Annotated in this window: 16 protein-coding genes and 1 pseudogene; 6 read left to right on the top strand and 11 right to left on the bottom strand. The window is 64.7% G+C overall.

Features of this window, described 5'->3' with window-relative positions; genetic code table 11:
- Positions 1-287: 287 nt before the first annotated feature.
- Positions 288-2117 carry a tetratricopeptide repeat protein gene (locus IEX88_RS20990; protein WP_244640411.1) on the bottom strand — a complete coding sequence of 610 codons (1830 nt, stop codon included), beginning with the start codon at positions 2115-2117 and terminating at the stop codon, positions 288-290.
- A 535-nt stretch (positions 2118-2652) separates the two neighbouring features.
- Here IEX88_RS20990 and IEX88_RS20995 point away from each other — a divergent pair.
- From IEX88_RS20995 to IEX88_RS27210, 5 genes and pseudogenes are all read left to right on the top strand, one after another.
- A complete protein-coding gene (locus IEX88_RS20995) occupies positions 2653-3711 on the top strand; it encodes an alpha/beta fold hydrolase (RefSeq protein WP_188854446.1) in 1059 nt (352 codons plus the stop codon).
- A gap of 145 nt (positions 3712-3856) precedes the next feature.
- Positions 3857-4906: a class I SAM-dependent methyltransferase gene (locus IEX88_RS21000; protein WP_188854447.1), complete on the top strand. Its 1050-nt coding sequence runs from the start codon at positions 3857-3859 to the stop codon at positions 4904-4906.
- A 257-nt stretch (positions 4907-5163) separates the two neighbouring features.
- Complete coding sequence (locus IEX88_RS21005; RefSeq protein ID WP_188854448.1) at positions 5164-5493, top strand: hypothetical protein; 330 nt, start codon at positions 5164-5166, stop codon at positions 5491-5493.
- A 194-nt stretch (positions 5494-5687) separates the two neighbouring features.
- Positions 5688-5732 (top strand): annotated as a pseudogene (locus tag IEX88_RS27205) (hypothetical protein); the annotation flags it as partial.
- A 188-nt stretch (positions 5733-5920) separates the two neighbouring features.
- Positions 5921-6400, top strand: coding sequence for a hypothetical protein (locus IEX88_RS27210; protein WP_308423862.1), 480 nt, complete (start codon positions 5921-5923; stop codon positions 6398-6400).
- Between the two features lie 171 nt (positions 6401-6571).
- On the opposite strand, the gene IEX88_RS21015 is transcribed toward IEX88_RS27210, so the two are convergent.
- From IEX88_RS21015 to IEX88_RS21050, 8 genes are all read right to left on the bottom strand, one after another.
- A complete protein-coding gene (locus IEX88_RS21015; RefSeq protein ID WP_188854449.1) occupies positions 6572-6961 on the bottom strand; it encodes a hypothetical protein in 390 nt (129 codons plus the stop codon).
- Positions 6962-7049: 88 nt separating this feature from the next.
- Positions 7050-8432: a hypothetical protein gene (locus tag IEX88_RS21020; protein ID WP_188854450.1), complete on the bottom strand. Its 1383-nt coding sequence runs from the start codon at positions 8430-8432 to the stop codon at positions 7050-7052.
- 1190 nt (positions 8433-9622) lie between these two features.
- Positions 9623-9955, bottom strand: a complete 333-nt coding sequence (locus IEX88_RS21025) for a DUF6634 family protein (RefSeq protein ID WP_188854451.1) — start codon at positions 9953-9955, stop codon at positions 9623-9625.
- Between the two features lie 112 nt (positions 9956-10067).
- On the bottom strand, positions 10068-12434 hold the full coding sequence (locus tag IEX88_RS21030) for an AAA family ATPase (RefSeq protein WP_188854452.1): 2367 nt from the start codon (positions 12432-12434) through the stop codon (positions 10068-10070).
- Complete coding sequence (locus IEX88_RS21035) at positions 12434-12874, bottom strand: hypothetical protein (protein ID WP_188854453.1); 441 nt, start codon at positions 12872-12874, stop codon at positions 12434-12436. The genes IEX88_RS21030 and IEX88_RS21035 overlap by 1 nt, the downstream gene beginning before the upstream one ends.
- 116 nt (positions 12875-12990) lie before the next feature.
- Positions 12991-13992 (bottom strand): hypothetical protein, encoded by a 1002-nt coding sequence (locus tag IEX88_RS21040; protein ID WP_188854454.1) that lies wholly within the window; start codon positions 13990-13992, stop codon positions 12991-12993.
- 565 nt (positions 13993-14557) lie between these two features.
- Complete coding sequence (locus tag IEX88_RS21045) at positions 14558-15496, bottom strand: restriction endonuclease (protein ID WP_244640412.1); 939 nt, start codon at positions 15494-15496, stop codon at positions 14558-14560.
- A gap of 887 nt (positions 15497-16383) precedes the next feature.
- Positions 16384-17622, bottom strand: coding sequence for an MFS transporter (locus tag IEX88_RS21050; protein ID WP_188854455.1), 1239 nt, complete (start codon positions 17620-17622; stop codon positions 16384-16386).
- Between the two features lie 84 nt (positions 17623-17706).
- Here IEX88_RS21050 and IEX88_RS21055 point away from each other — a divergent pair, with 84 nt between their 5' ends.
- A complete protein-coding gene (locus IEX88_RS21055; RefSeq protein ID WP_188854456.1) occupies positions 17707-18699 on the top strand; it encodes an AraC family transcriptional regulator in 993 nt (330 codons plus the stop codon).
- A gap of 228 nt (positions 18700-18927) precedes the next feature.
- Here IEX88_RS21055 and IEX88_RS21060 read toward each other — a convergent pair whose 3' ends face one another.
- Both IEX88_RS21060 and IEX88_RS21065 read right to left on the bottom strand, forming a co-directional pair.
- Positions 18928-19311 (bottom strand): nuclear transport factor 2 family protein, encoded by a 384-nt coding sequence (locus tag IEX88_RS21060; RefSeq protein ID WP_188854457.1) that lies wholly within the window; start codon positions 19309-19311, stop codon positions 18928-18930.
- A 144-nt stretch (positions 19312-19455) separates the two neighbouring features.
- Positions 19456-20037 (bottom strand): L,D-transpeptidase, encoded by a 582-nt coding sequence (locus tag IEX88_RS21065; RefSeq protein ID WP_308423860.1) that lies wholly within the window; start codon positions 20035-20037, stop codon positions 19456-19458.
- Positions 20038-20152 lie beyond the last annotated feature (115 nt).

The raw sequence follows: 20152 nt of genomic DNA on the forward strand, positions 1-20152 counted from the left end.
CGCGAACTGACCAGAATGGACAATGGTCGCCGATCGCGCCCCTCTCGTCGCCAAAGAGGACGCGCGCCGATGAGATCGATACGCTTAATGCAGGCCGGATTAAGTCGTCCACGCCACTCGTCAGGGTCCCTTATTCCAGGTCGTTAAGCGACAATCCGGTCTTTCACCTGCTCTCCAGATCTCGCGCCGCACTGCTTCTCCAGGCCGAGTGTCCGGTGGTAAAGCGCGAACGCGACTAAAAAAGTGCCGCCTCCGAGCACTGACAAGCGCTTTTCAGTTCCCCTTTGTCATAACTGGCCAAGGTCCGGCGGCGAGGCACCGAACCAGTTTTTCTGCATCAGCAGTCGGGCATCCTCGGCCGCTCGGACATCCCCGCGCATTTCGGCCGCCCTTAGCAATCCTGCTGCCACCCAGCCATTGTTAGGGGAGCGCTCCAAGGCCGCTCGGAAGGCTGCTTCCGCTTCCTCAGCTCTGCCCTGTTCCAGCAACGCCGCACCGACAGACTGATGCAGGGGATAGTACCAGAACGGCGGCTCCATATAGGGAATCTGATCCTGAATCGCCGCCAGTTCAGCAAACATGCCGGCGGCCTTAGCATGGTCGTCGTCGGCCTGCGCGACCCTGGCCTCGATCACCTTGGCGGATATGGCAAGGAGGGCGGGACCGGGCACGCCCTGGGCTGGCATCGCCGTTATGTCGGGTGCCTGGGTTAGGGCATCGATCGCAGCCGCCTCGTCGAGGGCAGCCTGTCGCCGCCCAGTTCTGGCCAGGACGACGCCTCGTGCGTAGTGCCACGCCGCCCGCACGAACGGAAAACCCGCCGCGGGCTCGGGGAGGGCGAGCACCTTGTCGGGCGCGGAGAAATGCGCGTGGACAGCGTATGGTGCCGCCGCGATGGGTTGCGTCCAGGGAACATCTCGCTTGGCTCGGTCTGAGACCATGTCGGCGAGCGCCTCGGCTGCGCCCAAGGCCGTGGCTCCGTCGCCGCCCATCAAGGCCGAGGTCAGGATGAAGTGGACGTTGTGGGCATGATAGCCCTCGGCATAGAGCAGGCTCGCACCACCTTGCTGGATCAGATCCTCGTCGGCCTTTGCAGCGCGGATGTTTGCCTCCAGGCTGTCCCTCCATCGTCCCGTGCGGTACCAGATGTGACTGGGCATGTGCACGAGATGCCCAGCGCCCGGCATCAACGCCTCGAGCCGTCGCGCATGCGGTATCGCCCGTTCCATGTAGTTCGATGCCTCGACGGCATGGATGTAGAGATGGATAGCTCCGGGGTGATCCGGATCCGGCACCAACGGTCTGAGCTGGGTATCGCCGAGTACCGCCTCGAGCAGGGCCACCATGTGGGCGGTGCGGCCCTTCGGCGTTCTGCCATCCTCGCCCCAGTAGTCCCAAGGCGAAAGATTCATGATCGCGTCGGCTGTGAGCACGGCGATATGGGCGTCTTCGGGAAAACGTGCCTGCACTGCCTGCATGGCGTCGGCGTATGCTTCGTCGAGTGCCCTGCGGTCGGAGGCCGCGTCGGCGGAGTGCCGCCTGGCGAGCGCCTCGATCACGGCTGCCTGCTTCTCGTCGGCGTTCGGCAGGCGCCGGCGCGCCTCTTGCAGCGCCGCCAGTGCGCGCGCATTGGCATCCTCCTGCATGGGATAGTTGATGTGCGGCCCCAATACCCAGGCTTCCCCCCAAAAGCACATGGCACAATTGGGATCCAGTTCCTGCGCCGCCCGAAAGGCTCTGGCCGCCTCGGCATGGTTGAAACCCCAGCCAAGGCGATAGCCCTGGTCAAAATAGGAGCGTGCCTCGGGCACCATCTGCCCGGCCGCCGGCCAGCTTAGCCTGCCCAAGTTGTCATAGAGTTTCGGGCGCGCCTTGCTCTGGGGAGCAGCGGCGCCCGACGGCAGATCGCGGCCATAGGCTCCAATTTCGGTGCCGCCGGGTTTGCTCTGCGCGGGGGCGCGAGCTTCAGCGCGGTATTGCTCTCCTTCGGACGAAAGCTGTGCCAGTTGCCAAAGCCTGTGGAGGTGGTGCGCTCGTGGTCCCTTATGTCCGTCTAGGGGACAACCCACAACGATACTGCTTGAAAGAAGCATGGTGACGGCAACGGTTGCGAACAAGGGGGCATGCGTTGAGAGGGGGCGACGCCCTGCGTTTCCTATCGTCATGACGAACTCCATGAGTCGGTTCACGCCAAGACGCGAGCGTCCAGCTCGCGCCGGTCTCGAGGATCGAATGCAACGACATTCCTGCGTTCGCGTGTGGCTGTGCCAGCCCCGTTCGCCGCTTTAGCCGATCACGCATCCGCCGCCAAAACATGCGGCAGACAGCCATTATACACCCGGTTCGATAAGCGTGCCATTGCTTGGAGGCTAAAGGAGTAGTGGCGCCTAACGACACTTTGGGAAACAGCGTCGAGAGCCGAACGGCGACTTCCGCCTGATCGCCCGAAATTTCTCCGTCCCTCTCTGGCCCGTTCGCGTCGCATTCTGATCGTCCGCTTCCGGGCCCACGCCCGGCGAAACCCGTCGTTCGGCTGGTGACCCAGAAGAAGCCTGCCATTCCCGCACTACGCAGTTGCGGGGCCGACACTTCCACCGCACCAAATTGGCAGCATCTGGTCAGGACCCAAGGTCAAAGGTATGCTCATTTTCCATGACGTTGCGCCAGCACATACGGTTCTGCAAATCTGCTGACGGCACGCAGATAGCCGTGGCGACCTGCGGGGAAGGCCCGGTCATTCTGCGTGCCGCGCACTGGTTGAGCCATTGTCAGTACGACCTTGAGAGCCCCGTTTGGCGACCATGGCTCTACGCCTTCTCGGCCTCTCACCGCTTCGTGCGCTACGATCCGCGTGGCTGCGGCTTGTCGGACCGTTTCGTGTCCGACCTGTCGCTCGACGCTTGGCAAGCCGACCTTGAGGCCGTTGCCGCTACGATCCCGGAGCCGCGCTTCGTACTAATGGGGTTGTCACAAGGCGGAGCTCTTGCGGTGCGGTTTGCCGCCTCTTGTCCTGAGCGAGTAACGCACTTGGTGCTCATCAATGCTTATGCGCAAGGCGCCCGTGTGCGGGCCAAGACGGCCGAGGAACTGTTCGAGGCCGAAACCTACGTCAACTTTACCCGCATTGGTTGGGGGCGGGAGAATCCCGCGTTCTGCCATTTTCACACTAACCTGTTTATTCCCGATGGTTCGGATGAGCAGCACCGTTGGTGGGGCAACCTGGAGCAGAGGACGGCCAGCGCAGAGGTTGCGGCAGCGATCCTCCGAGAGGTGCAGGGAATCGACGTTATCGACATAGCATCCCAAGTCCGGGTGCCTACCCTCATCCTGCATTGCCGGGGCGACATGCGCGTGCCCTTCGATGAGGGCTGCAAGCTGGCGGCCTCCATTCCTGGCGCACTGTTCGTTCCGCTCGAAAGCCGCAACCATGTGCTGCTGCCAGACGAGCCGGCATGGAACGTCCTGCACCGGGAGATCGCCAATTTTCTGGGATACGATGCCAGCACGCCATCGATTGCGTTGAAGCGTGCCGCTCTGACAGCAACTGAGGCAGCCGTCATGGAACTGGTCGCCAATGGGCTCAACAACCGCGAGATCGCGCTGAAGCTGGGCAAGAGCGAGAAGACTGTTAGAAATCAGCTTTCGACGATCTTCGACAAGCTCGGCGTGCACAGTCGCGCGCAGGCGATCGTGCTGACGCTTAGGCACTAACGACCGCGAATTGTTCGGGGCATTTGTCTCTGCACCAAAGGGCTTTTGTGCGGCTTGGCGGGACGCATGGCCCATGCGCCACGCCCCACGCAGTGTCATCCTCCGATTGCGGTTGCGATTTCCGCCGCTGGATCGGAGAACAGAGATGACCAAGTTCGATGAAGCAAAGCTGAATGAGTTTGTCGGTCGTGTGCTGAATGACCTCGGGGGTGCGGTGAGCGTGCCGCTGGTCCAAATCGGCGACGCGCTCGGCCTCTATGGGGCGCTCCGCGACCGTGGACCTGTAACGGCCGAGGATTTGGCCGCGGCTACCGGATGCGCAGCGCGCTATGTGCGCGAATGGCTCTCGGCGCAGGCGGCGTCGGGCTACGTAACCGTCGACGCGGGACGTTTCTCGCTGAGCCCCGAGCAGGCGATGGTTTTCGCGACCCTCGACAGTCCGGTTAACCTGATTGGCGCCTTTGACACTGCGGCGGCGATGGTCGAGAACCAGCCCAAGGTTCGGGCCGCCTTCAAGACGGGCCGCGGGGTCGCTTGGGGCGATCAGGCCGGGTGCCTGTTTTGCGCCGTGGCCCGACTGTTCCGGCCCGGTTATGTCAACGCACTGGTGCAGGATTGGCTACCGGCGCTCGACGGCGTGGTCGACAAACTGGAAGCCGGCGCGAAGGTGGCTGACGTGGGATGTGGCCACGGACTGTCGACGATCGTCATGGCACAAGCCTTTCCCAGCTCGGAGTTTATCGGCTACGATTTTCACATGGGCTCCGTCGCCGCGGCGGCGGCGCATGCAAAGGCGCATAGCGTCCACAACGTGCGATTCGAGGTGGCACGGGCGCAGGACTTCCCGGGTAAGGACTACGACCTCGTCACCTGCTTCGATTGCCTGCACGACATGGGCGACCCGGCGGCGGCGGCGGCGCACATCCGCAAGGCGATCAAGCCGGGCGGTAAGTGGATGGTTGTTGAGCCGGCAGCAGGCGATTCACTCGACGAGAACCTGAACCCGATCGGGCGCATCTATTACTCGGCCTCGACAATGATCTGCGTACCGACTTCGCTGGCGCAGGATACCGGCCTGGCCCTCGGCGCCCAGGCAGGCGAGAAGCAGCTTGCCGAAGTTATCCGGTCAGGCGGCTTTGAAAGGGTCCAGCGTGTCGCGTCGACACCGCTGAACATGGTCCTCGAAGCGGCTTGAAGGCGAGATGCACCGCCGGCCTGTCTGAGCAGGTTGCTGCGAGCCGCGCAAAGCGCGCGATATCGGAACAGAGGGTGGTCGCGCAGCAGTAGGGACCGATTCCTACTAATCTCGCAGAGCAGGGTCGTCGGCTGAAGAGCACTTGTATCCTGCGCACCAATTCTTGTGACTACGGGCAGAATATATAACTATCTATATCAAACTGAACGATGTTTTCAGATTGAAGATGCCAATTGTCCCAGTAAAGGAGAGTTTGTATGAGAAAGTCAGTTTTATTGGGGGTCTCAACATGCATCGCAGGTGCTATGCTGCAAAAAACGTCGGCTCAGGTTGACGATAGTATGATAGCGAAGCCCCCGTCGCTGGAGGCGTATTATTGGGCGAAGGAGAGGTTGACTGTACAGGGCTACCGGAGCATCCGCGTTGCCCGGCGACAGCCTCCTACAGTGACGGCAGTTAATCGTGCGGGCGATGAGGTCGAAGTCACCATTGATCAATTCGATGGCCGAATTCTCTCAATCCGCCATCCGAAAAATGACCTCAAGAATATCTTTGTTCTTAACCGGCCTTCCGTGCGGCCGCGTTGACCATCACCCGTTCAACGCGCGGTTAGTCCATTTGCGGCCGGGCCTGTTGTGATGGGTTCGTACATCCGTAGAGCCTGCAGTAGCTGTGATTGTATGGTATCTGGAGCCGGCCGAGCAGCGTCTCGCGGGCCGAGACCGCCTTCCTGATGGGCGACCCCGCCCGCGCCAACATGCTGGCGGCGCTGATGGGCGGGATGGCGCTGACGGCCGGGGAACTGGCTGCCCAAGCCGGCGTCACGCCGCAGACCGCGAGCGGCCATCTGGCGCGGCTGCGGGAGGGCCAGCTCGTCGCCGTCGAGTGTCAGGGCCGCCACCGCTATTTCCGCCTGGCCTCGCCCGACGTGGCGCAGGCACTGGAAGGGCTCATGGCGCTATCGGGCGGTGCCGCCGGGTGGCCCCCGCATCTAGGGGCCCGCGCGATGCGGCGATGCGGCTGGCGCGGTCCTGCTACGGCCATCTCGCCGGCCGTCTTGGCGTCGCCATCGCCGACGCGCTGGAGCGCCGCGGCATTGTCCATCTCGACGACGGCGTCGGCCGCGTCTCGGGCGAGGGCCGCCGCTTCCTCGCCGATCTCGGCATCGACAGCGACGCGCTCGCCGGAGCCGAGCGCCCGCTCTGCCGGACCTGCCTCGACTGGAGCGAACGCCGCCTGCATCTCTCCGGCAAGCTCGGCGCGGCCATCCTCGAACGCACGATCGAGTTCGGCTGGCTCGCGCGCGTGCCGAAGAGCCGGACGCTGCGGATCAGCGGGGCTGGCGAGCGCGGCTTTGCCGAGACGTTCCGGTGCGAGCCGGTCTGGCGAGGTGCGGCGCCGCAGCCGCTCCTGGCTATCGCCTTTGCCGAGCCCGGAAATGATTTCTGCAATCCTGCCGAAGCCAAGCCGCAGGAAGCGCTTTGGTCTGGATAACCGTTTCAATGGCAAACGCCGTTTGCTGTAGTAATGGCCGCAACCGCCCCTTCGGCACCTCGACGCTAAGATCACCTCGATCGCATGGCACCGGAATCAGCGTTGGACGACCCGAAGGCCAGGGAGGCGTCGCAACCCTCGTCGCCGCAGAGCCAAGGCGACCGACCGACGTCACGATTGCTTATCGCCCTCGGGGTTCGCGCGCAGGTGTGGCTTCGCCTGGAAGGTCCAGCCGTCCTCGTAACGGTCGATGAGATCGCTGACCCGGCGGTCGGCGCCTTGCGGGTCAAAGCCGAGCGCGACCAACCGCCGGACGATCCCACGGTGGATACGGGAAAGCCCATCCTCATCACCTTTTTCGATCATTTGGGTGATTGCCCAGTGAAGAGCCACACGGGCAGCATCATCTCGCGACGGGATCCGCTTTAGCCTTTGGTCGGCGCGATAGGCTCGCTGGTACTCGGCTTGGCGCTCGTTACGAGCCGACCGAACGATGGGGATTTCACGGCTGGCCTTGGAACCTCGCGCGGGCTTCGGTGGCTTCGGCGGTGTGTCGGTCATCGACAGGTCTCTTAGATCGGTCATTGTGATGAAGGGCGATGGGCCCCGCCGTCCGAAGACGGCGGGGCCAGTAGTGAGGGCAACCTGATCAGCTCGCGCCGTTCGGTCCGGTGACCTCGCGCCCGGCCCGGCTCGCCTGATCCTGCGTCTCGGGGAGGAAGCTAACGACGTTCGAGCGATCGGCCCGGAGCTTGCGGAGCCTGGCCATCGCCGGCGAGACCGAGCTGTTCGCCAATCCGGCCGTCACCGCCTTCGCCTCTTCCGGCTCGGACCCACCGCCTGGCGCATCGCTCGCGGCAGCGATCGCCTGCGGCTCTTGGGCAACCACGACCTCCTCTTCGATCCCGCCCTCGACGGGTTCGCCCTCAGCGACCTCGACCTCGTTCGTCGACGGAACGGCGGCGCCGTCGAGGGCGAAGGCGAGCAGCGGCATGACCTTGTCGGTCATCCAGCTCTTCAGCAGAACCTTGTCGGGCCAGCCGTCGGCCGCCGCCATGGCGTAGAGCATGCCGAGGAGCTCGGCCCAGGTCTCGTCCTCGACCTTCAGGTGCCGCAGCGCCTGTCCGCCGACGAGCGAGCTCTGGTCGATGTCGCAGAGGATCTCGGTCAGCTCGCGGTGCGCGAGCTTGGCGATCGGCACCAGTTCGCCCGTGAGCTTGCCCTTCTCCAGCTTCTTCGCCTCGAGCGCGGCGGCGAACGTCTGCCGGATCGCCTTCAGCCCCCCGATCACGCTCTTCTGCTGGCGCGCGAGCTTGGCGAGGCCGAAGAGCCGCATGCCCTTGGCGCCGCCCTGCCGGGCCGATCCGTCGGCTCCCGCCTCTCCGGGCTCCTTCGAGCCGTCGACCAGGGCCTTCACCTCGAAGACCTTGAGGCGCTTGCCCTCGGCGAAGGAGGCGATCACCGCGTCGATCGTCTCCTCGGTCGCCGGCAGCAGCTTGATGAGGACCGTCGGCGTCACCTTGTGCGTGATGATCTCCGCCCGGTGGTGGCCCATCTTCGCGTGGATCGCCTTCCAGTTCCTGGCGGTCTTCACTTCGTAGTCGGTCTCGGCCTTCACGAGGTCCTCCCAGTCTTTCGGGTCCTCGACGTCGAGGGCGAGTCCGTGGAACTCCTCTCCCATGTCCAGCATGTTCTCGACGGACTTGCGGCCGAGGACGTGCAGCCTCTCGAAGCGCTGGTCAGCGCGCTCCCGCTTCTCGGGCGGCAGCATCGACTTGTCGAAGATGCGCCGCTTCTCTGGCTTCGGGGTCTTCTCCTTCTTCTCGACGGGCGCCTTCTTGCCGCGGGCAGCCTTCGTTGCCGTCGGGCCCTTCGTTACCTTCGGCTTCGCGCGCCGCTCCTTCTTCTCTGCGGGCACGCCGCCCGCGTCGGGCGCATCGGGCGCATCGGGCGCGTCGGGCAGCGCGGGCGCGGCCTCCTGCGGCGTGATGTCGGCGTCGTTCGGCTCGGGCGGGTTCATGTCTTCGCTCATGTCAGTCTCCTATGCTGCGTTGCCTGAATGGCCGCAACCCATTGAACATACTGCATAAATCGGGATCAGTCAAAGTCACTGGAATTGTCAACCAAGCAAAAATCGCCAAATAGACTGCTAAACTCGCTGCACTCAGATGATTTTGCTTGCGTCGCCTATAGTATAAATGGCTTTCTTGCTCGTTGTTAACTTTTTTCGACGGCAATTAAGCTTTTGAATGATTGTCGATCCCTATGGCGCCGATGCATGTTATCTGTTCGCGTTCACCGAAGCGGGGCCCATGGGCCGCCTGCGCCTTCAGCAGAGAGGCTCCATCCGCCTTCTGCGGCGAACGCGATGTAAACGACAAGTATCGCTGGCCTGTCGCCTGGGCGCAGCCTTGGGGCCATTTTGAAGCCCTCGCTGACGGCGACTATCTCCAGCTTCTCGACGTGTCCACCTGCGCCAGCGACAACGGCGTTTGCCGCTGAATCGGGCCGCCTGAGCTTCGCAACGCCGTGACAGAGCATGACAACGGTTGAACGTAGCCTCGACACGACGATCCGGATGTTCGCAACGTTTGCACAGAGCTTCGGAACGAAGATGCGCAACTTGACTCAACTCATCTCAGGTCGACTCGACGTGCGCGCACTTTGAGACAGCGTAACCGCGGCTGCCGAGAGGGGGCGGGCCGCAGGGCAGCGTCGCCGATCGGTCCGCTGAATCGCGTGTCCAGACATTCGCAACGCGGGCTTCGAGCTTCGCAACGGCAAACTGCAGGTTTGCAACGGTGGCTCAGAGGTCTGCAACGCCTATGCGCAACTTGACCTGACTTGAGTTGCGTTGCCGGGAAGTCGCTATAGGTCACGCGCACCTCGATCAGCATCGAGGTCGCGCAGCGGTGCCGACGACGATCGTGACGCGATCCCGCGGGGAAGGCGCAAGCCGATTGGTGATCGAGGCGAGAATGGCGTCGATGCCATGCCCCAGATACGAAGAAGCCGCCGAGAGTTTCCTCCGGCGGCCCACGTCCCCTTGCGGGGATCCCGGCTTCCTCTTGCCAACTCGCCAGTACATCCGTGGTCGGACGGCAGTTTGGAAGCCTGTTGCGCGACAGCCCGGTCATGCCGGACGCGCTGCACATGACCCAGATGGGTACGGGTTCGGCCTTGCGCAAGCCTGTCGCCAGTGGAGCCTCGCAATATCGGCAATTACCGCTCGGTGTCGGTCGCCGGACGGCCGAGGCGGTAGAAGCGGCTGAGGGTACGCGCATAGCCATGATGCGGCGCGAACACGAAGAGCTGCGATGTCACCGTCTTGGCGCCGGTGCGCAGTTTGGGGTGGTTGTAGACCTCGCCCGTGAGGCACGGCTGCATGCGCATGCCGAGCGACCAGTGTTCGAGGATCGGGGCGTCGGCCAGATCTTTGGTGGTTGGGTGCGGTCCCTCGTCGATGCGGGCGATGTCGCGCTGTAGCTGGGTCAGGAGGTGCAGCTCTTGATCCATGTGAAGAGCGGTGCCGTTCGGCAGAATGATGATGCTCATCCGCAATGTTCCTTTGATCGTTTGACAGGTGTCCACATCGAGACGGACCGAGTGGTGATGGTTGGCGGCAACGTGCGTGCGGCGGCTTGCATAGGCGCGCAGGACGACGTGTTCAGACGGGCGGCTCGGGCTGATCCGGCGCGCTGGCCTGCCTCGCGTCGGTAGCAGCGTGCGCGAAGACGGCGGCGATCTCGGCTGCGTTCATGCTGCCGGCTTCCGCCAGAGCCTCTGCCAGCCGCAGCAGGCAGGCCCGCTCCGCCTCGATCGTGCGGGTCGCCAGCGCCAGAGCGGCCTCCAGCCGGGCATGGACGGCGTCGCGCAGTGGGTCGTCCCGCAAGAGCAGCAGTTCGGCGCCATCCATCGAGCGATGCAGCAGTGGCGTCGAGCGGCCGAAGCCGAGCTCGATCTCCATCGACAAAGCGAGACGCGTGGCATTGGCGAGATCGCTCGTCGGCGAGCCGCCCGATCCGCTCGTGGTGTCGCCGAAGATCAGCGTCTCGGCCGCGCGCCCGGCGAGGCAGACCGCGATCAGGGAGCTCACCCAACCCTCTGACTGCACGACGTCGACGTCGAGCATGGACTCGGCATAGCCGCCACTCGCCGCCTCGATCGACAGGCCGACCTCGGTGCCGACCTTTAGCGCGCGGCGGACCAGCGCGTGGCCCACCTCGTGAATAGCCATTCGCCACCGCAGGTCGCGCGGGCGGATCGGACGTCCAGCGGCCAGGCCGGTGGCAAGATCGGCATAGGCCAGGCTGCGACCGTCGCGGCGCGCCTTGGCGCGGGCCTCACGGACCAGCCGCTCGACATCGGCGCCGCTGAGGCCGACTGCCTGCCGGGCAAGACGTGTCAGTACCGCTCCAACCTCTTCGCGGCGATGCGGCATTGATGACGGTGACGTTGGTTTGCTCAACGCCGCCCCCGTCGCAACTACGGCGGCGAGGTCGGGCCCGAGGTGGTGGGCGAGAATGCCAGTCAACGCCTCGCGGTCGGGCATTGGCATGGCGATCTGCCGTTCCCAGCGGCCCGAGCGCTTCAGCGCCTCGTCCATGGCCTCCGGCCTGTTGGTCGCGCCGACGATGATCACGCCCTCGGCCTTGGCGGCGCCGTCCATCAGCTCCAGCATCTTGTTGACGAGGGCATTCCAATAGTCGGCGAAGTCGCGGTCCTGGGACTGCCGTTTGCCGATGCCGTCGCACTCATCGATGAAGAGGATCGAGGGTGCGTTGGCCCTTGCCTCTTCAAAGGCGGCATTCATGCGGGAGATGACGCTGCCGAGATAGCCAGCCTCCAGCCAGGTGGAGACGGAGGAGATATGCAGTGGCAAGTCGAGGCTGTTGCAGAGCGCCCGGGCAAACGTCGTCTTGCCAGTGCCGGGCGGTCCCGAGAGCAGCAGGCGCGAGCTGAGCTGGTCCCAAGCGAGTGAACCTGTGCGCCACAGATCGAGATCGACCTTCAGGTCGAGCGCCCAGTTTTTTGCGTCGCCATAGCCGGCAAGGGTCTCGACGCTGAGGCGATAGGGATCGGTCGAGGCATCCGGCAGGATGACCGCGGAGCCGCTCACAGAGCCCGCACCGCTCTTGCGTTTATCGGACTGACCCTTGTCGCTGCGCCCCTTCTCCTTGCGCCCCTTGTTCACGGTCGACAGGCTCGCTGGTCGGCGATCCCAGTCGCGGTCGTCCTGTGACGCGGTTCGGCTGCCGGACCAAGTCTCTGCGCGACCATCGCCGTCGCCACCGTCTACGGTGGCCGCCAAGTGGGTGAGTGTCTCAATCATCCGGTCGATCGGCACGCCAAACCGGATCGCCACCGAGAGATCGTCGACGGAGAGGTGTGCCGGATCAAACGAAGCCGTCACAAGCGCCGAGCGGATGCAGGCCTGATCGTCTCCCGTGATACTTGCCGCCGTCTCGGCGATCATGTCGACGTCGAGAGCGCCGGCATCCAGCACCTGGTCGGCAGCCAGCGACAGCAGAGCAGGAATGGCCATCTTCTCGGCAATGACAAGCAGCGGATAGCCGGCACGGGTGACGTTGGCGATGCGCGTGCGCAGGACGCTGTCGCTCTCGCCCTCGGGGTCATCACCGTCGGGCTCGCACAGCATCGACACGATGCGCCAGCGAATGTCGAGGTCGTCGGCAAAACGCACATGCCCGCCTGGCCTGACATAGCCGACGTCGAGTGTCTGGGTGCGACCGGGCAGGATAGATCCGTCTTCCAAGAGGCGCAGGGCCGACGCCGCAAAGCCAGCGACTTCGGCGCGCAGCACGACCACCGAGCCCGGCCGATCGAAACGAGCGGCGAGATCGCCGATCACCATGCCGCTCTGCTGCAAGGCCTTCTCGACGAGAAGCAGCGTCGCGACACTCTCGGCGACGGGGTGTTCGCCGATGGCGTAGTGGATCTCGAGCGCCGAGGCGCCTGATCCGGCGTCCAACTGGCGCTTGCGCAGTTTGCCGCTCTGCTTGGGTGCCGCCATCAGAAGGCTCCCTTGCGCGAGCGTCCGGCGCCGGTCTCGAGGAGGCCCTTGCCGAGCAGCCAGTCGAGGACGAGACGGCAGGTCGGGTCCCCGGCATCGGCATGGCGGCGCAGGGTGTCGACGAGGACGGTGGGGTAAATGTGGAGCGGCCGGCCGTCGTTCCGGGTTGCCGCAGCTTCGATGTAGCGCTCGTGTTGGCGGGCGGTCCAGAGGGAGAGGCCGACCAGCATGGCGGGGTCGTGTCCATCGGCCTGCTCGCAGGGGCTTGCTGTCGGCAACGAAGCGATGGCTGCGACCGGTTCAGTGGGCAGTGCGGACGGGGCCGCCTCACAGGCGTCGATCGCTGACGGAGCAACGGTGTCCGTCAGCTTCCGGCGCAGGGGCGACGGCTGCGGCTGGATCTGTGGCGGGCGGTTGGCGGGTGTGTGGGGCTGGGGCATGGACATGGCTTTCCCTTGCATCGCCCCGGCATTCAGCGGCGGCGGCGAGGTTGAATCTGAGGGTGAGGAGTGGCTGCGGTTCGGGATCGGTCGGCGATCACGAGCCGCGGCCGGGATCAGGCGTCGAGGCGCGCTCTGGCGAAGCCGACGCGGATGGTGCGCGGTATGTGCGGGGCCGCAGAACGGAAATTATTTCTGATCCGGCCGGCAACGTTGCCGGCACCCGGCGATGCTGGCCACGACAGGGATGTGTCGTCGTCGACCACGTCGGTCGCGGCACGCGTCCTTAGAGAGCCATCCATGGGCAGGAAGGCCTCGGTGCAGCTCAGCCGCATCCCCGTCGCCGTACCGGCATCCAAGCGGGCCAGCCGAAGCGTCTCGGTGGACAGCAGTGCGCGGATTCTGTCGCCGAAACGGCGGCGCAGCTCCGCCATCGTCTCGGCGGCGCCGTCGACCTCGATGAGGTCGTCGATCTCGTCCATGGCCCAGATGCCGTTCTCATGGTCGCTCGGTGCGCTCGCCCCGTCGATGATGGCGATGCCCACCGTGTCGACCATCAGCCGCTTGTGCTCCTTGTAGAGCCAGTCCGGCAGGATCAGCGACGTCGCCAGCATTTTCGTCTTCAGCTCGGCCAGACGATGGGTGTCGAGGTAGGAGGCGATCGAGCGCTTTACATCGAGGATGGTGGCGCTGTGGTAGCGGCGGTTCACTAGGACGAGATCGGGTGTGTAGGTGACCCTGGTCCGGGCATCGGCGTCGAAGCTCAGGCCCTTCAGGGTGCCGCCGCGGTTCAAGGCGATCGCTTCCAGCGCCGCCGGGGTCACCGGTAGCCGCAGCGACTGCCAGAGCACGACGAGATCGGGATTGCGCTGGCCGATGGCGATGATCGCCTGCTCCAGCAGCTTGCCCTCGTTGGCCGAGACCGAGCGGATCATGGCGGCAAGGCCGATGTAGTCACCGAGGATCGTATCGGGCGCCGGCGTGCTGGCAGCGATTGCGGCAACCGCCTTGTCAATCAAAGTGGAGAGATCGGCCTCGATGTCGCCAAAGGCAATGCGGCAGGAATAGCGGGCACGCTCGGCCACGGCCGAGGCGGCACCCTTCGAAGAAAGAGGCATGAAAAATCCCTTGGATGAGGGAGATGATCGGCTGGTGCCGCGGCCGGGCACGTCGGCGCCGGTGAGGGCGTCGGACGGACAGGCGGTGGCGACAAGTCGAGGCAGAATGCCACGGCTGCATCAGCGCGGGTGATCATCTCGAATGGATACGAAAGGACGAAGAGGCCGGAGCGCCTAAGCGCGGGCGGCCGTCTGCATGCGCGCTATGGCGCCCTGCAATTCCCGCGGGCACAGCGGCACCGCGATCGTCGTTTCCAAATCTTCCCTCAAAGGGACGAAGCAGTTATGGCTCGTCATAGCCCAAAGCCTTCCTAGCAGGTTGCGGGTCAGGCCCTCGTTCGGTGTTAGCGCACCAGCGGGGGCCGTTTCGTGTCGGCTTGGATGATCCCAAGCACGAAACTGAAACTGACGTCTTCAACCACCGATCGCAAGGCGCCATCAGAATGCGGCGCCGGCATGGTTAACGAAGGGCTCCGTTTTCCGTGCGTATTGGAGGCGAGCCCAGCGAACCAGACCATTTGCCGGCCCGTTCGAGCGCGTCTGCCCTGAAGGCCGTGTCATGCGATCAGTCCTCGGTGAAAAAATCCTCGTCCAGCCACTGGATGTCGATCCGGGTCTGGAGCCGCGTGCCGACGCCGTGCTCAATCATCAGGGCCGTCAGCCGCTCGCCGTCGATCAAGATGACCCGCTGGAGCAGGTTCCGGACGTAGTCGGTGGCGCCCTTGGTGAAGCTCGACGTCGTGACGAAGACGCCCTTGGTGGCGCCGAGCCCGACGAGCGAGCCGACAAAACCTTGCAGCTCGGGACGCTGGATGGTGTTGCCCTCGGCATAGCGTTTGGCCTGCACGTAGATGCGGTCAAGGCCGAGGCGGTCCTCGCTGATGACGCCGTTGACGCCACCATCGCCGGAGCGACCAAGCTGCTCGGCGGCGTTCTTGTGGCCGCCGCCATAGCCCATGGCGACGAGGAGATCGACGATCAGGACTTCGAAGAAGCTGGGCAAGTTGTCCCGGATGCGCTCCAGAAGCTCGGCCCGGAGCGCTGCATGCAGGGCGTGATGGGCGGCCCCGATCTGCTCCTCCGGCGTCGTCTGCGTCACGACAATCGGTAGGCCCGGTTCCGCGGCCGGCACGGCGCCCTCGGCGTCCGGCGCTGCCTGCTTCTGATACCAGGCGCGGAAGGTCGGATAGGAGTCGAGGAAGCGGGCGTCGAGCTTTTCGGGCGGATGGTCGAGAAGCGCCCGTCCGGTGTCGGTCGCGACGAAGCGGCCGCGCGAGGGAAAGACGATCAGCCCGGCCTTCGACATGTAGAATCTCGACCAGTGAATGCGGTTGTGCAGCACGCGCTGGCGGCCGCTCGGCAAGAGCTCATCGCGCTCCGCGATGGAGAGGCCGAGCTCGCCCGCAATCTTCTCCGCCACCTCCGGCACACGCGCTTCACCGCCGGCTGCATGACGCAGTAGCGGGAGCATGAGGGCCTGATAGTCGGGGATCTGCGATGCCACGTCGGATCTCTAGGATCACGTTGACTATCAGTAGCTTTCGCAGCCTCGGATGACAAAACGCTATCTATGGTTTTGCATAGGACGTGACACTGACCCGCTCACGGAAGACACGGAGCGTTGCAAATCATTTCCGTCGATCGGTCCGTTGGATTCCCAAACTCTACATCGTTGACGTCGGCCCCCAACCAGGGCACAAAACTGATGCCCAATGCGACGGCAAAGCCGAAACCAAAAGTGTTTACAAAGACTTGGCCTTCGTCTGGCTGGGGATCCAGGTTCCCCAGCCAGACCATGTCAAGCCATTGCAATCATTGATTCTCTCGGTAGCTGAGAATCCTCTCGGCGCTGTTTCCACGCCTTGGCCCAAACCTGGTGCCTGGAGGTGATGGCCATTGCCGTCCCAAGGGGCCCCAAGCTCAAGGGATCCGGTCGTTGGCGACTCGGCATGACACAAGCAATCTCGAACGGCGTGGTCACACCTTTTACTGGCGTGCGCGCGTGCCCCTCGATTCCGGCAGGTGCGGCACCAGGCCCGCCTGGCTTTCTCACTCCGTCCGGCCACCGCGAAGCGGACACCATGGCGCGGCGGCTGAACACGCTGCTTGTCGACCTGACTGTGAGACCGACCGCCGCAAGCCGGTCTCCACTTCGCCATTGCAGCATTGCGAGACGCAGCCGTCGGCCGTTCTATCGGTGACGATGATCTCCTTTCATCGATCGAACGCGTCGGCTCCCTCAGGCGCAGACGTCCCATCCGACCAGCGCAGGACGCCCCATGAACCGGGCGCCGTGAGCGTTGCCAGGTCGACGTCCTGGACTGCCAATGCTTCGTACTCGGAGATGAGCAGGCCGAGACAAAGAGCCTCGTCCGCGTCTCGGCCCGGCTTTTAGGACGATGACAGGGGCGCTCCCGTGCCCCGGGCGCGTTCGGACGCGCGTCCGAGGGTGAGCATGACGGCGGCACCCACGATGACCGCAGCGCAGGAATAGACGATCACACCCGTGGGCCCCATCCCGTCGACGAGGATGCCGCCGACCACCGCACCGCTCGCGATCGCCACCTGAAAGGACGAAGAGAGCAGCGCGCCCGCGGCCTCCGCCAGATCGGGGGCGGCGCGGGCGTTCCAGATCGAGACGGCGACCGGGAAGCCGCCGAAGGCAAATCCCCAGACGGCGGTGCCGACGGCCGCCGCCGTGGGAGAGGCTCCCAACAGGACAAGCGCCAGCGTCGCCGCGCCGATGAGGAGCGCCACGCTGCCGACGGCCCAGGCCGGGCTTCTCGCGGCGATCTTCCCGGAGACGACGTTGCCGAGAAAACCGCCCACGCCGAAGGCCAGCAGCGTCATCGAGATCGCCGACACCCCGAGACGGGGGACCTCTTCGAGGAACGGGCGGATGAAGGTGAATCCGGCGAAATGGCCGGAGACGACGATGAGGATCGTCACCAGGCCGATCAGCACGGCTCGGCGTGACAGCGCAGTGCGGAAGGCGGAGAGACGGGGGGCACCGGCGGACGGCAGGCGCGGCAGTACCATGAGTTGGACGAGCAGCGAGACCAGTCCCAAGGCGGAAGCTGCGAGGAAGGTGGCGCGCCATCCCCAGAGCGCCCCCAGGGCTGCACCGAGGGGCGCGGCCACGACGGTGGCGAGCGACACGCCCATGATGATGATCGACATCGCCCGGGGCACGTCTTTTGAGGGGACGAGGCGGAGCGCGAGGGCCGTCATCATCGCCCAGAAGCCGCCCAGCGCGAAGCCGAGAAGGGCGCGGGCGAACAAGAGCGTCGTGATGCTCGACGCATAGGCCGAGAGGACGCTCGACACGGCGAGGAGGGCCATCAGCGTCCAGACGATGGATCGCCGGTCGATCCTACCCGATCCCAGCACCAGAAGCGGGCCCGCAAAGGCGGCGACGACCGCCGTGGCCGTGATCGCTTGCCCGACCGCCCCGTTCGAGACGCCGAGATCGGCGGCCATGGGGGTCAGCAGGCTGACGGGAAGAAACTCGGCCGTGACGAGACCGAAAACGCCGAAGGCGAGCGAAAACACCGCGGGCCAGTGGGCCACCCTTGTCTCGTCATCGACGCAGAGTTCGGGCTGGCTCCCCAACTGGGCTAGGTCTGTCATGGAAGCGCTTCCCGAAAATGATGCAATGCGAAAGAAACCTACCTAGGCTCCTTTCCCTGGTGTTTCCATGCTAGAAACGCCAACATGATTGACCGAACGTCCATTCAGCCCTGTCCGAACGAGATGGATCCCCTGACCGACATGCTGCGGGGCCTGCGCCTCGATGGTGTCGAGTACAGTCGGTGCCGCCTGGCCGGGACGTGGGGCTTCCACTACCCGGCGCAGTCTCACGCGTATTTTCACTTCGTCGCGGGAAAGGCCTGTTGGCTTCAAAGCCCGGATGGCGAATGGAGCGAGCTGACCTCGGGCGACGCCGTCCTGGTGCCCCGCGGCGCGGCGCACACGCTGGCGAGCGCGCCGGGCGTCGCGCCGCAACCGTTCCCGCGCCGGGATTGTTTTCCCATTTGCGAGAACATGTACGACTATGTCGGGGACGCGGCTTCGCAGAGCGACGCCTCCATCCTGTTTTGTGGATCCATGCGCTTCAATCTGGACGGGCTCCACCCGCTCCTGTTGATGATGCCGGACCTGATGCGGGCCGAGGAATTGATGCAGGCCGAACCGACGGTGCCGCATCTTCTCAACGCCATGGTGGCCGAGTGCGGCATGAACCGTGTCGGCGCGAGCGGCATCCTCGCGCGCCTCGCCGACGTCATGGCCGCGCAGATCATCCGCTCATGGGTCGAGCACGGTTGCGGCGATTCTGCCGGGTGGATTGCCGCGGTGCGGGACCCGCAGGTGGGAAAGGTGCTCGCCGCCATCCATGCCGAGCCCCAGCGTGACTGGTCGGTGGCCGATCTCGCCGATGTCATGGGTGTCTCGCGCTCGGGCTTTGCCGCGAAGTTCACGGCGACCGTGGGCGCAACGCCGGCACGCTACGTCACCGAGATGAGAATGCACCAGGCCCGGCAATGGATCACCCGCGACCGCATGCGCATCGGCGAAGCCGCGCGACTGCTGGGTTACGACTCGGATGCTTCCTTCAGTCGGGCCTTCAAGCGGATCATCGGCACCGCGCCGGGAAGGGTCCGCGCGGTCGGCGCAGCACCCAAACCGCGCGAGAAGGCCGTCACCTAGCCTGGAATGGCCTTGCTCTTTTGCTGCGAGGCCATCCAAGGCGGGGTGAGACTTCGGCCCATCGTGCCCTCCGGTCGTTCGGGAGGCGGAAGTGGATCCTGCTCGCGGAGTGGGAGCGGAGGGGGGCTGGCCGTCCGTCGTCCCTGAGCGCTGCTGTTGCGCGAACCCCGGTCGACCGGCACGGACCGCTTTGCTGTGTGTGGCTGGCACCCAGGCGAACAGAATAGACTAAAACATGCCGTTCGGATTTTCTTGTTGCTGCGGGATGATTTGGAGGACGTCCCAGTGCTCGACGATTTTTCCTGTGTCGTCCAATCGGAAGATATCGATCCCGGCATAGTCCTTGTCACCCGGCCAGTGCTGAAAGCAGTGCAGGACGACATAGTCACCCTCGGCGACACTCCGCTTGATCTCGACGCGCTTCCCGGGCCATTCACGGGCCATTTGCTCGAAATAGCCGATGAAGGCATCCTTGCCCGTCGCGACGAGCGGATTGTGCTGGATGTAGTCCGCACCGACATAGCGCTCCATCGCTTCGGCTGGCCTGCCATCGTTGAACATCAGCTGGTAGAAGGCGACGACAGCCGCCTTGTTGCGTTCCAGATCCTGCATCGACTTCTCCCTGTTCGCCGTTCGCAGACGGCATCCGCATGAATTCGCCTGTCGGGCGTCTCATCGGGCATCCCGCGACGGATCAAGCGACGGCGGACGACAGGCTTGATCTCGAAGTAAAGCCCCCGACGCGCTCGCGGAGCCTCAGGCCATGGCCTCGCTACGGATCGGCAGGACGATCGCCTTGCTGCCGTCGCGGACCCGATCATGGAGGTCGATGATGTCCTGGTTCAGGAGCCGGATGCAGCCGGACGACACTTTTGTGCCGATCGTCCAAGGCTCCACCGTTCCATGCAGGCGGTAAAAGGTGTCGCGACCATCGCGGTGAAGGTAAAGGGCGCGGGGGCCGAGCGGATTGCCAGGGCCGCCGGGCAGGCCGTTTCGAAGGGGGCCATAGCGCAGGGGGTCGCGGGCGATCATATCGGCTGTCGGCGTCCACTTCGGCCACTTCGCCTTCCAGGCGATCGTCGCCTCGCCCTGAAAGTTGAACGCTTCGACCTTGCCGACGCCGACGCCGTAGCGCACCGCCCGGCCGTTGCCGAGCACGTACCAGGCAAAGCGCTCGTTCGGGTCCACCACCACCGTGCCCGGCTCCTCGCTGGTCGCGTAGTCGACCTCCCGGCGCAGGAACTTCGGATCGACGATCCGCTTCAGGTCGATCGCCGGCACAGGAAACGGCTCGCCCTCCAGCGCCGCATACAGGGCGACATAAGCGGGATCGATCACGGGTTCTGGCGGAACATAAGACAGTACACTGGGCGGCTGATCCGCAGTCGTCGCACAGGCCGCGAGCGCCAGCGGTGCTCCGAGCATCAATATTCGTCGGTTCATTCTCAATCAC

Source organism: Aureimonas glaciei (assembly GCF_014643375.1).
GTDB classification, from domain to species: domain Bacteria; phylum Pseudomonadota; class Alphaproteobacteria; order Rhizobiales; family Rhizobiaceae; genus Plantimonas; species Plantimonas glaciei.

Excerpts from the sequence above, each read along its gene's own strand:
- IEX88_RS21055 (WP_188854456.1), top strand. The coding sequence starts at position 17,707 with ATGATTGACCGAACGTCCATTCAGCCCTGTCCGAACGAGATGGATCCC.
- IEX88_RS21020 (WP_188854450.1), bottom strand. The coding sequence starts at position 8,432 with ATGAGCGAAGACATGAACCCGCCCGAGCCGAACGACGCCGACATCACG.
- IEX88_RS21000 (WP_188854447.1), top strand. The coding sequence starts at position 3,857 with ATGACCAAGTTCGATGAAGCAAAGCTGAATGAGTTTGTCGGTCGTGTG.
- IEX88_RS27210 (WP_308423862.1), top strand. The coding sequence starts at position 5,921 with ATGCGGCTGGCGCGGTCCTGCTACGGCCATCTCGCCGGCCGTCTTGGC.
- IEX88_RS21040 (WP_188854454.1), bottom strand. The coding sequence starts at position 13,992 with ATGCCTCTTTCTTCGAAGGGTGCCGCCTCGGCCGTGGCCGAGCGTGCC.
- IEX88_RS20995 (WP_188854446.1), top strand. The coding sequence starts at position 2,653 with ATGACGTTGCGCCAGCACATACGGTTCTGCAAATCTGCTGACGGCACG.
- IEX88_RS21050 (WP_188854455.1), bottom strand. The coding sequence starts at position 17,622 with ATGACAGACCTAGCCCAGTTGGGGAGCCAGCCCGAACTCTGCGTCGAT.
- IEX88_RS21005 (WP_188854448.1), top strand. The coding sequence starts at position 5,164 with ATGAGAAAGTCAGTTTTATTGGGGGTCTCAACATGCATCGCAGGTGCT.
- IEX88_RS21015 (WP_188854449.1), bottom strand. The coding sequence starts at position 6,961 with ATGACCGACACACCGCCGAAGCCACCGAAGCCCGCGCGAGGTTCCAAG.
- IEX88_RS21025 (WP_188854451.1), bottom strand. The coding sequence starts at position 9,955 with ATGAGCATCATCATTCTGCCGAACGGCACCGCTCTTCACATGGATCAA.
- IEX88_RS21030 (WP_188854452.1), bottom strand. The coding sequence starts at position 12,434 with ATGGCGGCACCCAAGCAGAGCGGCAAACTGCGCAAGCGCCAGTTGGAC.
- IEX88_RS21035 (WP_188854453.1), bottom strand. The coding sequence starts at position 12,874 with ATGCCCCAGCCCCACACACCCGCCAACCGCCCGCCACAGATCCAGCCG.
- IEX88_RS21060 (WP_188854457.1), bottom strand. The coding sequence starts at position 19,311 with ATGCAGGATCTGGAACGCAACAAGGCGGCTGTCGTCGCCTTCTACCAG.